Source organism: Hafnia paralvei ATCC 29927 (assembly GCF_001655005.1).
GTDB lineage: Bacteria > Pseudomonadota > Gammaproteobacteria > Enterobacterales > Enterobacteriaceae > Hafnia > Hafnia paralvei.
This window is the reverse complement of sequence record NZ_LXET01000010.1, coordinates 149,359-164,538: the sequence shown is the minus strand read 5'-3', so window position 1 is coordinate 164,538 and position 15,180 is coordinate 149,359. Positions and strand designations below refer to the sequence as shown.

Here is a 15,180-nt window from a genome sequence, read left to right as displayed (position 1 = left end):
AGCAAGTCCTTATTCGCACGACTCGGCGGCAATTGCATTACGGCGTACCATCAACATATGGCACAGCCAGATTAACGCGACTAATCCCACGCAGCCAAGCGCGCCCCAGGCGATATCGCTAAAGACGCTCACATAAGCCATAACGGAATGCGCCGTTGCTTCTCCACCCTGTTCAAATGAAACTTCTGCCGTTTGGTTGGCAATAATTCCTGCTAGATAATTAGCTATCGATCCAGTCGCGAGCATATAAATACCGGTCAGGACGCCCGTCACTCCCGGTATTTTCAGACGTGTGATCTGTGCCATCGCAACTGGATCGATAAACAGTTCTGCGCATCCCATAACCGCTAAGCCCAATACGGTCAGCGCCATGGAACCCTGCCCATGAACCGCGGCCCAACGAGCATTAAAAGTAAGAATGCCAAACCCTGCGCTGATCAGCGCAAGGCCTAATGCAAATTTACCCCAGATGCGCAATATACGATTGCCGTTGCTATTTTCACGTACCAGCCAAGCTAGTGCCACGCCGCTTAGCATCACGGCAAAGCCATTCACGGATTGGAATACCGCCGTCGGAATGGTGAAAGAGAACCACTGGCGATTGACAAAACGATCGATAAATAGGCTTATCGAGCTTCCGCCCTGCTGAGCAAATGCCCAAAATAACGTTCCCAGCAACATTAGGATCACGATCTGTAGCAGACCTTTGCGCTGCTCAGGCTCTGCTCGACGATAGATTCCGGCCAGAATAATAATGGCACCAGCACACACCAGAGCCAAAGCGTAGCTCGACCAATCGCGCCAGAAGAGCACTGCAACAAACAGAGGAGAGAGAATCACCGCCGCCAGCAACCACCCCCAGTTTGGGATGCGCAGCGTTGTATTTTTCATCCCCTGATGGTTCACACCAATGGTATGGCGGAAATGTTTGTGCCCACATAAGAAGATAATCAAACCGGCAAACATACCGATCCCCGCCAGCGCAAAGCCGACGTGCCAGCCGTATTGTTCGGCAGCCAGACCGCAGGCAATTGGCGCTACGATCGAACCAATATTCCCAGCTGCATAGAGCAGTGAAAAACCGCCGTCGCGGCGTGGATCTTCGGGAGAGTAAAGTTCTCCCAGCAAGCAGCTGATATTGGATTTGAACAGCCCGTAACCACACACAATGATGGCTAAGGCTAAATAGAGAGAAGACGGTGAAACCGCACTAACGCCCAAGACCACATGGCCCAGCGTCATCAGGATCGCCCCTGCAATCACAGCCATCCGGTTACCTAACAATTTGTCTGCTAGGATCCCGCCGATGATTGGCGTGACATAAACGAGTGAGGCGTAAGCACTATAAAGACTGAAAGCGTGGGTATCGTTGTACCCTAGCTGATGGGTGAGATAAAGAATGAGTAACGCACGCATGCCGTAAAAGCTGAAATATTCCCAGATTTGCAATGCTACGACATAGTAGATAGCGCGCGGTTGTGAGGGTGTTTTCATGTCATCTCCCATTTAAGGGGGTTGCATAATAAAAGGGGGCGCCCTTTATTAGGACGCCCCCTCAGTCAGTCTATTACTTCTGTTCTTTGATAACTTTAACAGTGTAGCGACCGTCAGCCTGACGATATGCACCGTGGATATCAGTTTCGAAGCCTGGGTAGTGCGCACCGATTTCGCACAGCATCTGCAAGAATTCCAGAACTGGGCGGCTTTCTTCGGTCAGCATTTCACCTGGCATGACCAAAGGAACTCCTGGAGGATATGGCAGGATCATGTTGGCATTCACTTTGCCGATCATCTCTTCCAGATAAACTTCTTCGGTCTGGCCACGCAGTTCCATCTGGAACGCAGCGTGTGGGTTCATCACCATGGTTGGCAGCACTTCAAATGCACGGTACATCAGGTCCGGCAGGTTGTGGTGCTGAATCAGCGCATGGATACCCTGTGCCAGTTCTTGAATACGCATGTTTTCATAGAACTCTGGATCTTCACGATACAGTGAAGGCAGCATGTTCTTAACGCGCAGGTTCAGATCGTATGAACGTTTAAAGTCGGTCAGTGCACGCAGCAGGCTGAGCGCTTTAGTTTTGTCGATACCGATGCTGAACAGGAACAGCATGTTGTATGGACCGGTTTTCTCAACGATGATGCCGTGCTCATCCAGGTATTTAGAGACGATAGACGCTGGAATACCGGTATCAGCCATTGAACCATCTTTCTGCATCCCTGGAGTCAACAGAGTGACTTTGATTGGGTCCAGATACATGTGGTCGTTATCGATATCTTTGAAGCCATGCCAGTTGTCTTTGGAATCCAAAGGCCAGCATTTCGCTTCGTCGATACCTTCTGGCTGCCATACGTCGAAGAACCAGCCTTCAGACTCGGAGTTCAGACGTTTGATTTCTTTACGGAAACGAATCGCACGTTCGATAGAACCGTTGATCAGACGTTTACCGGCATTACCTTTCATCATTGCTGCTGCGGTTTCGGTAGAAGCCACGATGCCGTAATGAGGAGAAGTAGAGGTGTGCATCATGTAGGCTTCGTTGAAGGTTTCTTCGTTGATATCACCTTTAACGTGAATCATTGAAGCCTGAGAGAATGCAGCCAGCAGTTTATGAGTAGACTGAGTTTCATAAATGACTTTGCCTTCAACACGGCCACCGCTCATACCGCACAGACCTTTGTAGATCGGGCTGAAGTTGGTGTAAGGAACCCATGCAGAGTCAAAGTGGATGGATTTAACATCCAACGCTTCTTTGATGTAATCAGTATTGTACAGCAGACCGTCGTAAGTGGAGTTAGTCACTACGGCGTGAACTGGCCAGGTTGCATTTGGAGTTTGTGCAACGCGTTCAGCGATGGTGTCGTGCTGGAATTCACTCTTAGGAATACCACCCAAAATACCGTAAGCGTTACGGGTTGGACGGAAGTAGATAGGAGTGATGTCGCTCATCATCATCAGATGAGTCAGAGATTTATGGCAGTTACGGTCAATCAGAACGGTGCTGCCAGCAGGTGCAGAGTACATACCAACGATTTTGTTCGCGGTAGAAGTACCGTTAGTCACCATGTAGCTGCGTTCTGCGTTGAAAGTACGCGCAATGTATTCTTCAGCTTCTTTGTGTGGACCTGAGTGATCAAGCAGAGAACCCAGTTCACCCACAGAGATGGAGATATCAGATTTCATCGCGTTAGCGCCGAAGAAATCATAGAAGATGCTACCCACTGGGGATTTCTGGAACGCAGTACCGCCCATGTGACCCGGAGTACAGAAGGTGTATTTACCTTCTTTAACGTAGTTGAACAGTGCTTTGGTCAGCGGTGGCAGGATTTCGTCGATGTATGCATCGGTGCTCTGACGGATTTTTTGCGCGATATCCTGAGCTGCGCCCAGTGCGTATTCAAAAAACTCAACGTTCAAACGCAGATCGTTCAGGCTAACATCCAGAGTGGAGTGGGTGTTGGCGAAAGCATAAACCGGCAGATGTTCGTTCATCGCGCTGATTTCTTCGCACAGGTCGAGATTATAAGTATCCCAGTCGAAGATAACACCGCACAGACGTGCATTGTTGTCGATGAGTTTCAGCAGGTCTTCACGGTCGTTTGGATAAACAATCTGAAAATCCAGTGCTTCCAGTGCCTTGTGCAGTTCACGGATAGGCTCTTCTTTGAAGTAGACGCCCATGTGATTCAAGATGGCAATAATATTCATACTCTAATTCTCCAGGCAAAAAGCTGGCCCCTCCCTACTTTTCAGTAGAAGTACTTCAAACAGAGAGAGGCTGGATAAATTAATTTGTCTTGCTGTGTGTAATCGCGAGGATTACTCAATTCGTTGTGTTCGTGGCGTTAGCCAAGTCACTTATGCGTTGCTGTCTGCGCTAGCTTGTGGTTTGCGTGAGTTCATTTTACGTGCATAGAACATCAGGATAACCAGGCTCACGATGAAGGTACCGGACAGTTCGAATGAACCCGCACCCATCAGAGCGATGAAGCAGAAGCAACAACCCAGAACCGATGCAACCAAGCTCAACAGGTTTTTCACGTTGGCGCCTTCGAAACGAATCAGGTCAACGCAAGAGTAGAAGTAAGGCAGCATAGTCAGCAGTACCGCGATACCAGTCAGTTCACCGAACAGGTCAGACGCTTTACCGCCGCTGGCGCTCATTACAGTGATCAGAATCATCAGTACGGTCATTTTCACTGCGGCTAACAACAGGCCTTTCTTAGGAATGCCGTTTTTGTCCAGCTCGCCGTACACTTTAGGGAAGTTACCGTCTTTAGCAGCACGAACACCGGCTTGACCCACCAGCATCATCCAAGAACCTAAAGAGGTTAAACATGCGAATGCGGTGAAAGCAGATACTGCAGGAGCAGCCCAACCACCGACCATTGTTGAAGCACTCATTGCGAACGGTGCACCAGAAGCAGCCATTTCGTGAGCTGGGTACATACCGGCGATAACCTGAGTTGCCGCGATATACACGATACCTGCCAGACCAGTACCTAACATGGTAGCCAGTGGAACGGTACGAGATGGATTTTTCACCATACCAGTACTTACTGCTGCGGATTCAACACCGACGAACGCCCACAGACACAACAGAATACTTTTGATAACTGCGTGGCTATCAGTACCACCAGAAGTGTTCCAGTTAGCGTGATAAGTCGCAGGGTCAAACCAAGCCCAACCAGCGATAGCAGTACCAATGACTGGGATTAATACCAGAACCAGACCGATAGTGGTTAAACGACTTACCCAAGTACCACCCAACATGTTAACGAAGGTGAAGATCCACACAATCGCGATACAGGCTATACCGGCTGCGATTGGGCTATTCAATACTGGGAAGAAAGTAGAAAGATAAGAAACTGCGGTAATACCGATTGCTAAGTTACCAATCCAGTTTGCATGGTAATAAAGAACACCGGTTTGGAAACCAAATGCCGGACCAATTTCACCAGCATAAGCAATTGGGCCACCTTCTTGAGGGTTTTTAGTAGCCAAACGTGCATATACATACGCTAGTGACATTGCACCGATTAAAGAAATGATCCAACCAAATATTGCGATGGAACCGAGACTCGCCAGGTTCGCAGGTAATAGTGCAATACCGCTCCCCATCATATTACCAGCTACTACGCCGGTGCAGGCAATTAGCCCGATTTTCTTGCTTGATGACATGGTCAGTTGCTCCTGATTAATTTTCAGAAAAGTCGCATTCACTCATTACCGCAGTTAGGTGACCGACTTGATGGGATGCATGGTACTGACCGGCAAAATAAAAGTCCTAAAGGTAAAGTTAAATTATCAGCGTGTCCCAATAAATGACATCTTGACATTTTTATCCAACAAGTAAAAAAACATCAAGAAACATAGATTTTATTCAATAAAAACAGAGTGTTGATATAAAATTTACCCAAAGAATTTCAAGCAAACAATCAACATAAAGAAACAAAATTAACACATGAAAACACACAAAAAAACAACACATTTAATGCATATATTTTTCATTGTCAGCAGGATTTTGGGGAGAGGTTTATAATTCTTTGGAGGTAAAAAAAAGCCTGTCCTTTATAAGAAGACAGGCTAGATTAAATATCATACAAATTAATTGTTGTTAGAGAAATCGTAATTGGCAAGATAAGGTGCTACACGGATAACGTTAGTCTGGAAAACCCCATTCTTTATCCAGTCTAATGTGTTATTTCCAGGCCTCAAATTGAATGCCGTAATATAAGCATCAGCGGCAAGGTTATTCTGACCTTTCAATTCGTACACCTTTCCAAGCAATACATAGTTCAGCCAAGACATTTCTAAATCGATACCTTTATTTATCATCTTAAAGGCCTCATCAACTTTGCCCTGACTTAAATAATCAACCGTATATATCTGCTGGATAATTGCGCTATTCTGCAATAACGGAATAGCCTCAACGTCCGTAATCTCTTTACGGAGATCCGCCAAGTCTGATGCATTAAACGGTTGATATGAGTTCAGCAAAATATCAACCAATGCTTTTTCCGCACGCGCGTAGATAAACTCTGGCGACTGTTTTGTAATCTGAGCAAGCAGGACACTGGCTTGGTTCAGTGAGTCACTGTCGCCCTGAATCAATAATTGGTGCGCCTGATAGTAAAGCTGTAACACCTGACTATGTTGCGGTACTAGCGTTTCTATTCTCTGCACCATACTCGAAGGTTGAACGACTTTTAACGTTTGGAACATGCTATCGATGAAATCCTTCTGTACCGTCAGCAAATTATCCGTAGTAATAAAGTAGCGTTTTTCCAACATGACTGAGCTATCAGCGTTATCGATCAAGCGGACTGACAGAAAACACTGCTGCGCGCGATAGTGGCGCTGATTCACAAACTCAATATACATGGACTTACCAGAGCTACTCGGTCCACCATAGTTATAGTTCGTCTGATCATGCACCAAAAACGTTGAGTGTGTATTCAAGCCCTGCGCCAGCATTTCGCTCAGGCCGACAACGTAAGAAAGCTGATTTGTCCAGTTGGTACAGCTGTTGCCCCCCTGAATACGAATATCAATGTCGCGTGGGTTTAGCAACATTGGCGCCGGTGCAACAGGCACTCGCTGGTTAAACACCGCCAAGCCGACCAAAGAAATACACAGCAACAGTGAAGAAAGAAATGCCACCCAGACCCAAAAACGCGAATGCCATAGCTTAGACAACCGTTTTTTTTCACCCTTACTCTTGGTAACGGTTTCTGTTGCGGTTGCTGGGCTATTCAGCGCGTCAGCCTGTTGTCGCTGAGATTCAGCCACAGTCGTGCTCAGTGGAAGCTGACCACTGCCGTCTTCTGGCTCATGATCGATAACGACTTTTACAGGCGCCTGAGCTGGCATAGTAAAATCTGCACCGCCCTCTTCGCACCAGATAACGGGCTCAACCAGCTTGTAGCCGCGCTTAGGCACGGTGACGATGTATTCCGGCGCATCAGGGCGACCGTCTTTGAGATATTTCCTCAGCTCGGAGATACACTGAGTCACCACATGGTTGGTGACAATATTACGTTTCCATACGTTATCAATTAGTTCATCCCTGCTTAGTACCGTATCGGGATGATGAGCAAAGTAGCTCAACATATCGATGAGGCGAGGCTCTAGCACTAATAACCGACCATCACGGGTGATCTTATTATCAGCGGCTAAAACCAACCATTCGCCAACGCGGAAAGTTTGCTCTTGCATGGTGTGCTAAGGCTCAGAGGGAAATGGAAAGAAGCGCGCAATAGTAGCACAGCGGAAGATGTTACACAGTAAACCGCAGCACCCTACGCCCTATTGGTATTATAATTTCAACAATTGGTACTATTTTTTAACCTATTGGTCGCCTGATAAAGCTCAAGCGGCAAGCCATCAGGGTCAGTGAAAAACGTGAATCGTCGTTCAGTGTATGGATCAATGCGTATCGGTTCGCAACGAATCTGGTGCTGCGCCAAATGGGTTACTGCGCTATCAATATCATCTACGCTAAACGCAAGATGTCGCAACCCACAGGCTTCGGGCTGCGAAACACGCGCAGGAGGTTGTGGAAACGAAAACAGCTCAATCGTGTAATCACCATTAAGTGCCAAATCCCCTTTCCAGGAATCTCGCTCCGCACGATACACCTCACTCAATAACGTAAAGCCTAAAATATCGCAGTAAAATGACTTACTGCGTGGGTAATCAGACGCGATAATTGCGATATGGTGGACTTTATTGAGTTTCACACATCCTCCAGATGCTAATGATTCTCAGGGAAATTACCCCCTTACTCAGCAGAAAGCAATTCTACAGTGATAATTGTGCCCTTATAAAGGGTACTCGAAAAATGCAATATTTGAATGATTGATAAAAACAACAAAGCCCGGCATAACCGGGCTTTACAATAGAGATGAGGTGTGGCGGATATTAGCAGTAGCCGTAGTTCATCAGACGCTGATAGCGACGATTCAACAGCTCTTCAGTTTCCAGCACGTCCAGATCGCTCAAATCAGCCAGCAACTGAGCTTTCAGTGATGCAGCCATCGCAGGAACATCACGATGTGCGCCCCCTAAAGGTTCAGGGATCACAGAGTCAATCAGCTTTAGCTCTTTTAGACGAGGAGCGGTAATGCCCATCGCATCTGCGGCCAGTGGCGCTTTATCAGCGCTCTTCCACAGAATCGAAGCACAGCCTTCTGGAGAAATAACGGAATAGGTGCTGTATTGCAGCATATTGACTTTATCACCCACCCCAATTGCCAGCGCCCCGCCCGAACCACCTTCACCGATGACGGTGCAGATAACTGGAACGGTCAAACCAGACATTTCACGTAGGTTACGTGCAATAGCTTCTGACTGGCCACGCTCTTCAGCGCCAACGCCAGGGTATGCGCCTGGTGTGTCGATAAAAGTGATAATTGGCAGCTTAAAGCGTTCAGCCATTTCCATCAGGCGCAGAGCCTTACGATAGCCTTCCGGCGCAGGCATACCAAAGTTACGACGGATTTTCTCTTTGGTTTCACGGCCTTTCTGATGACCAATGATCATCACCGCACGACCGTTCAAACGAGCCATACCGCCAACAATCGCCTTATCATCGGCGTAGGCACGGTCGCCAGCCAACTCATCGAAGTCAGTGAAAATATGCTCGATATAATCCAGCGTGTACGGACGACGCGGATGGCGCGCTAATTGCGCAACCTGCCAGGCACCCAGATCAGAAAATATCTTACGAGTCAGCTCAACGCTCTTGTCACGCAGGCGCTGTACTTCTTCGTCGATATTAATATCTAATTTTTCGTCTTGACGGCTGACTGAAGTTAGCGAGTCAATTTTCGCTTCAAGTTCTGCAATCGGCTGTTCAAAATCCAGAAAATTCAGACTCATAGTATTCCTATATTAGTCAAATTCCAGTTCGACCTGTTCGTTACCCACCAGAGTACGCAGGTCAACTAGCAGGCGATCTGTCGGCGTTACCCGCCAGGCCGCGCCAAATCTTAACTTAGCGCGTGCATTATCACGTTGATAGTATAAATGCACTGGAATCGTCCCCGACCGATGTGGTTCCAACGAGTCGCGGAGACGGTTTAAAAGCTGGTCATCAATTTGCCTGTCAGTCAGCGAGATAGCAAGCCCACGCGCATATTTTTCGCGTGCTTCACTGATGTCCATTAGCTCGCGGGCGATCATTTTAAGCCCACCGCTAAAGTCATCAAAGCTGACCTGTCCGCTGGCAATCAGGATACGGTCTTTTTCCAGCAAATGTTGGTATTTATCTAACGCATCGGTAAATAGCATCACTTCGAGACGACCGGAACGGTCATCCAGTGTGCAAACGCCAATACGATTACCCCGCTTGGTGGTCATCACTCGTGCAGCTACCACGAGACCAACCGCAGTGGTCATTTTGCCCCGATCCGTCGGATGCATATCTTTTAGGCGCATGCCACCGGCGTAGCGCTCTATCTCCTTAAGGTATTGGGTGATGGGGTGTCCGGTTAGGTACAAACCTAACGTTTCACGCTCGCCATCCAATACCACCTGAGCAGGCCACGGCGCGACGCTGCTATAGGATTTCTCAACCTGTTCAGGTGCCTCAGCCAGCACACCGAACATATCCACCTGACCAATAGCCTCAGCTTTAGCGTGTTGGTCAGCGGCTTTTAATGCGTCATTAAGCGAGTTCATCAGCGCCGCGCGATGCGGCCCCAAGCGATCAAATGCGCCAGACATAATCAGCTTTTCCAGCATACGCCGGTTTAGCTTTTTGGTGTCTGTTCTGGCACACAAATCAAATAACTCTTTGAAATGTCCGCCTTCGTTACGTGCGTCGATGATCGCCTCAATCGGCCCTTCACCTACGCCTTTAATTGCACCGATACCGTAAACGATCTCACCATCATCGTTAACATGGAAGTGATACTGGCCACTATTGATATCCGGCGGAAGCACCTTCAACCCCATTCGCCAGCATTCGTCCACCAAGCCAACAACTTTTTCCGTGTTATCCATATCGGCGGTCATTACCGCTGCCATAAACTCAGCAGGATAATGTGCTTTAAGCCATAACGTTTGATATGAAACCAAGGCATAGGCTGCGGAGTGAGATTTGTTGAATCCATAACCGGCGAATTTTTCTACCAAGTCAAAGATTTTCATCGACAGCTCACCGTCGATCCCCATCCGCTCTGCGCCCTCTTTAAACACCGAGCGCTGCTTCGCCATCTCTTCCGGCTTTTTCTTACCCATCGCACGACGCAGCATATCCGCTCCGCCCAGCGTATAGCCAGACAGCACCTGTGCGATCTGCATGACCTGTTCTTGGTACAGAATAATGCCGTAGGTCGGCTCCAGTACCGGTTTCAGCGACTCATGCTGCCACTGAACATCAGGATAAGAAACCTCTTCGCGCCCGTGCTTACGGTCAATAAAGTTATCAACCATCCCTGACTGTAAAGGTCCTGGGCGGAACAGCGCCACCAATGCGATCATATCTTCGAAGCAGTCAGGCTTCAGGCGTTTAATCAAATCTTTCATGCCGCGCGATTCAAGCTGGAATACCGCCGTGGTCTCCGAGCGTTGCAGCATGTCGAAACTTTTTTTATCGTCGAGCGGGATAGCCGCGATATCGATAGGATCTTCACCCGCTTTAGCGCGACGGGCGTTAATCATCTCCAACGCCCAGTCGATAATCGTCAGCGTGCGCAGTCCTAAGAAGTCAAACTTGACTAGGCCAGCGTACTCTACGTCGCTCTTGTCAAACTGGGTAACCGGATGATTACCTTCAGAGTCACAGTATAACGGCGCAAAATCGGTGATTTTGGTTGGCGAGATAACCACACCACCAGCATGTTTACCGGCGTTACGTGTTACCCCTTCCAGCTTACGCGCCATATCGATCAGCGCGCGAACCTCTTCATCAGCCTCGTAGATTTCAGGCAACTGGGGTTCGGCTTCAAAAGCCTTCGCCAACGTCATTCCCGGCTCTGGCGGCACCAATTTTGATATACGATCGACAAAACCGTATGGATGCCCGAGCACACGACCAACGTCGCGGATTACCGCTTTCGCCGCCATGGTTCCGAAGGTAATAATCTGCGATACCGCGTCACGGCCATACATTTCCGCCACGTGATCGATAACCCGATCGCGTTTCTCCATGCAGAAGTCGACGTCAAAGTCGGGCATGGATACACGTTCAGGGTTCAGGAATCGTTCGAACAGCAGGTCAAATTCCAGCGGATCCAAATCGGTAATTTTCAGCGCATAGGCCACCAAAGAACCCGCACCAGAACCACGACCGGGCCCAACCGGAACACCGTTATCTTTCGACCACTGGATAAACTCCATGACGATCAGGAAGTAGCCGGGGAATCCCATCTGGTTGATAACTTTTAGCTCAACGTCCAGACGTTCATCATACTCAGGGCGTCGCTTAGCGCGTACTTCCGGATCGGGGAACAAGAACTCCAGACGCTCTTCCAAACCTTCTTTGGATTTGGCAACCAAGAAGTCTTCCGTCGACATTTCGCCGGTTGGGAACTGCGGTAGGAAATACTCACCTAAACGGATCGTGACATTACAGCGCTTGGCAATTTCTACGCTATTTTCCAGTGCTTCAGGAATGTCAGCAAATAGCTCACACATTTCCTCTTCACTGCGCATATATTGCTGAGCGCTGTAGTTTTTAGGCCGTTTAGGATCGTCCAAGGTAAAACCGTCATGAATCGCCACGCGAATTTCATGTGCATCAAAATCACCGGGCTCCAAGAAGCGTACGTCGTTAGTTGCCACTACCGGCAGCTCGCGCTCCTCAGCCAGTGCTACAGCAAAATGGAGATAGCTCTCTTCATCTGGACGGCCGGTCCGGATCAGTTCGAGATAATAACTATCGGCAAAATACTGCTGATAAAAATCGACGCACTCATGCGCCAGTTGCTGATTACCACGCAGCAACATTTTACCGACGTCGCCTTGGCGACCACCGGAGAGCAAGATGAGCCCTTCGCGATATTCAACCAGCCAGTCACGGTCAATAACTGGGCCATCGGCACCGTACCCACGTTGATAGGCGTGCGAAATCAATAGAGTAAGATTTTGGTAGCCGGTATTGTTGGCTGCCAGAATAGTGAGATGAGAAAGCTCATCCCCTAACAATTCGCTTTTGACAAATACATCTGCGCCGATGATCGGTTTAATACCCGCGCCGTGCGCCGAACCATAAAATTTGACTAACCCACACATGTTAGTGTGGTCAGTAATCGCAAAGGCTGGCATACCTAGCGCAGCAACTTTCTTAACCAATGGGCCGACTTTCGCCAGCCCATCAATCATGGAATAGTCACTATGTACGCGCAGATGTATGAAACGTGGTTCAGCCATAAATCAATTACTCGTATAAAAAGCAGTTACTCATCGTGGAACACTATACCCTAAATCATTGGCGTTGCATGAAGACGTCCAGTTCATGAGCTCTTGGCAGAATAGATAATTCCGTCACGAGGAGGAACAATTTTAGTCACCACACATGCGGCTTCAAGTATGACGGATATAGAGGTTTCAATCAGATTCCAAGAACACGTTTAACCGGCCCAAAACTACGGCGATGATGCACTGTTGCGCCTAACTGGGCCAAACGCTCAAGATGAAAAGCGGTTGGATAACCTTTGTGCTGGGCAAATCCATATTCAGGAAATTGCGCATCTAAAACTTCCATTTCGCGATCGCGTGTGACCTTAGCCAAAATGGACGCCGCGCTAATCTCTGCAACCCGACTATCGCCTTTCACGACAGCTTGAGAGGCCATTGGCAGTTTAGGGCATCGGTTACCATCGATCAGTACATAATCGGGTTCAACGGATAACCCCGCGACGGCTCTTTGCATGGCCAGCATGGTCGCATGCAAAATATTTAACTCATCTATCTCATGCGGTTCCGCACGGCCTAAGCTCCAGCTCAAGGCTTTCTCAACAATTTCTTCATACAGCGCATTCCGGCGCTTTTCACTTAGCTTTTTCGAATCAGCCAAGCCAATAATCGGACGAGCAGGATCGAGAATAACCGCAGCGGTGACTACCGCACCAACCAAAGGGCCACGCCCGACCTCATCAACACCAGCAATAAACTGTGCAGATGGATAGACAAAAATGTCATTAATTAAATTGGCACTCATTGAATTACGGCCCATTGATTGACTAGCTTATTGATTGACCAATGACAGCACCGCATCGGCAGCTTGTTCATCAGCGCCACAGCGGATACTTTGATGCAATTCGAGGAAGGTCTTCTGCAAAGCTTTGGTGGACTCACCACCCTCAAGCAATGGCAGTAATGCCGCAGCCAATTTATCTGGCTGGCAGTCATGCTGTAACAACTCTTGAACCAGTTCACGGCGTGCCAGCAGATTAGGCAGAGAAACATAGTCGGTTTTCACTAAGCGCTCAGCCAGCCAAAAGGTGAAAGGCTTCATTCGATAACCCACCACCATAGGACATTTAGCTAGCATGCACTCTAACGCCGCGGTACCCGATGCCAGCAAAGCTGCATCGCTAGCGTACATCGCATTACGGGCTTGACCATCCAGCAGATGCGCAGTTAAGTCAGGTGCTACCTCAGCCTTAATGCGCTCAAACTGCTCACGGCGCTTCGCATTAACCAAAGGCACGACGATCTCTAACGCAGGATATTTCTCTCGCAAAATCATCGCTGTTTTCAAGAAGTCAGCGCTCAGCATTTCCACTTCAGCACTGCGACTTCCCGGTAACAACGCGAGGCACAAGGCATCTGGGGCTATTCCCAATGCTTGACGCGCGGCTTGCTTATCAGGGTTAAGCGGCATGGCGTCCGCCATGGTATGACCGATGAAGCGACAAGGAACATTGAATTTGTCATAAAACGCTTTTTCAAAAGGTAAAAATGCCAGCACTAAATCCGTTGCTTTACCAATTTTGAAAACACGCTTCTGGCGCCATGCCCAAACAGAAGGGCTGACATAATGAATCGTTCTAATACCGCGCTGCTTTAAACGCCCTTCTAACGTGATATTGAAATCAGGTGCATCAATACCAACGAACACATCGGGCTTTAGTTCGCTAAAGCGCTGTGTTAGCTCACGACGGATTTTTAATAGGCGAGGCAGACGTTCGAGGACTTCAACAATCCCCATCACCGCCAGCTCTTCCATTTCAAACCAAGCTTCACAGCCTTCGGCTTGCATTAAAGGTCCTGCGACGCCTACAAAGCGAGCATTAGGATGGCGGGATTTCAAGGCACGGATTAACCCCGCGCCAAGAATATCGCCGGAGGTTTCCCCGGCGACCAAACCGATTGTCAGCGGCCGCGAGTGGCGATCCGCTGGCAATGAGTCAGAGGCGTTCTGAGATAACGTCATAGCTTAGCGAATAATGCCGCGCGTAGAACGCTCAAAGAAATCAACGAACAGCTGCACAGCGGCATGCTGTTGAGCCAACTCGGCAATTTCTGGCTTAGCCTCTTCCAGTGTCTTACCACTACGATAAAGGATCTTGTACGCATTACGGATCGCGTGTAGAGACTCTTTATCGAAACCACGGCGTTTCAGCCCCTCAATATTGAGGCCAAACGGTGTAGCGTGGTTACCTTGAGCGATAACATACGGAGGCACATCTTGAGCAACGCCAGAACAGCCGCCCACCATGACATGAGCACCAATAACACAGAACTGGTGAACCGCCGTCATTCCGCCGATGATGGCAAAATCGTCAACCGTAACATGACCACCTAACGTAGCGTTGTTAGCGAAGATACAACGATTGCCGATCACACAGTCATGCGCAATGTGCGCATTGATCATCAGCAAGTTATCGCTACCCACTTTCGTCAGGTTACCGCCCTGCGCAGTACCACGATGAATAGTGACGCTCTCGCGAATACGGTTACGATCGCCGATTTCTACGCGGGTTGGTTCGCCAGCATATTTCAGATCCTGATTCACTTCGCCAATAGAGGCAAACTGATAGATCTCGTTATCGCGGCCAATTTTAGTTATGCCATTGACGACGACGTGGGACTTCAGCACGGTACCTTCGCCGATTTCCACTTGGGAGCCGATATAGCAAAACGGGCCAATATGAACACCGGCTCCAATGACTGCGCCGTCTTCAACGATGGCACTTGGATGGATAAAGGCGGTTGGGTCAATCACG

Annotated in this window: 10 protein-coding genes; all 10 read right to left on the bottom strand. The window is 48.6% G+C overall.

Translation table 11 applies throughout. The features are described 5' to 3' along the window. Positions 1–9: 9 nt before the first annotated feature. Positions 10–1,494 carry a dipeptide permease DtpD gene (gene dtpD / locus M988_RS04155; protein ID WP_008814499.1) on the bottom strand — a complete coding sequence of 495 codons (1,485 nt, stop codon included), beginning with the start codon at positions 1,492–1,494 and terminating at the stop codon, positions 10–12. 73 nt (positions 1,495–1,567) lie between these two features. Then, positions 1,568–3,709: a lysine decarboxylase CadA gene (locus M988_RS04150; protein ID WP_004094314.1), complete on the bottom strand. Its 2,142-nt coding sequence runs from the start codon at positions 3,707–3,709 to the stop codon at positions 1,568–1,570. Positions 3,710–3,859: 150 nt separating this feature from the next. Continuing rightward, complete coding sequence (gene cadB, locus M988_RS04145; RefSeq protein ID WP_020303585.1) at positions 3,860–5,182, bottom strand: cadaverine/lysine antiporter; 1,323 nt, start codon at positions 5,180–5,182, stop codon at positions 3,860–3,862. A 426-nt stretch (positions 5,183–5,608) separates the two neighbouring features. Beyond that, complete coding sequence (gene cadC / locus M988_RS04140; protein WP_008814501.1) at positions 5,609–7,219, bottom strand: lysine decarboxylation/transport transcriptional activator CadC; 1,611 nt, start codon at positions 7,217–7,219, stop codon at positions 5,609–5,611. A 107-nt stretch (positions 7,220–7,326) separates the two neighbouring features. Beyond that, positions 7,327–7,743, bottom strand: a complete 417-nt coding sequence (locus M988_RS04135; RefSeq protein WP_008814502.1) for a VOC family protein — start codon at positions 7,741–7,743, stop codon at positions 7,327–7,329. A 181-nt stretch (positions 7,744–7,924) separates the two neighbouring features. Beyond that, positions 7,925–8,884 (bottom strand): acetyl-CoA carboxylase carboxyl transferase subunit alpha, encoded by a 960-nt coding sequence (gene accA / locus M988_RS04130; protein WP_004094320.1) that lies wholly within the window; start codon positions 8,882–8,884, stop codon positions 7,925–7,927. A 12-nt stretch (positions 8,885–8,896) separates the two neighbouring features. Then, entirely contained in the window at positions 8,897–12,379 is a 3,483-nt protein-coding gene (gene dnaE / locus M988_RS04125; RefSeq protein WP_008814503.1) for a DNA polymerase III subunit alpha, read from the bottom strand. 181 nt (positions 12,380–12,560) lie between these two features. Further along, complete coding sequence (gene rnhB, locus M988_RS04120; protein ID WP_039190216.1) at positions 12,561–13,154, bottom strand: ribonuclease HII; 594 nt, start codon at positions 13,152–13,154, stop codon at positions 12,561–12,563. Between the two features lie 42 nt (positions 13,155–13,196). After that, positions 13,197–14,387 carry a lipid-A-disaccharide synthase gene (lpxB, locus tag M988_RS04115; protein ID WP_061059633.1) on the bottom strand — a complete coding sequence of 397 codons (1,191 nt, stop codon included), beginning with the start codon at positions 14,385–14,387 and terminating at the stop codon, positions 13,197–13,199. A 3-nt stretch (positions 14,388–14,390) separates the two neighbouring features. Beyond that, entirely contained in the window at positions 14,391–15,179 is a 789-nt protein-coding gene (gene lpxA, locus M988_RS04110) for an acyl-ACP--UDP-N-acetylglucosamine O-acyltransferase (RefSeq protein WP_008814506.1), read from the bottom strand. Position 15,180 lies beyond the last annotated feature (1 nt).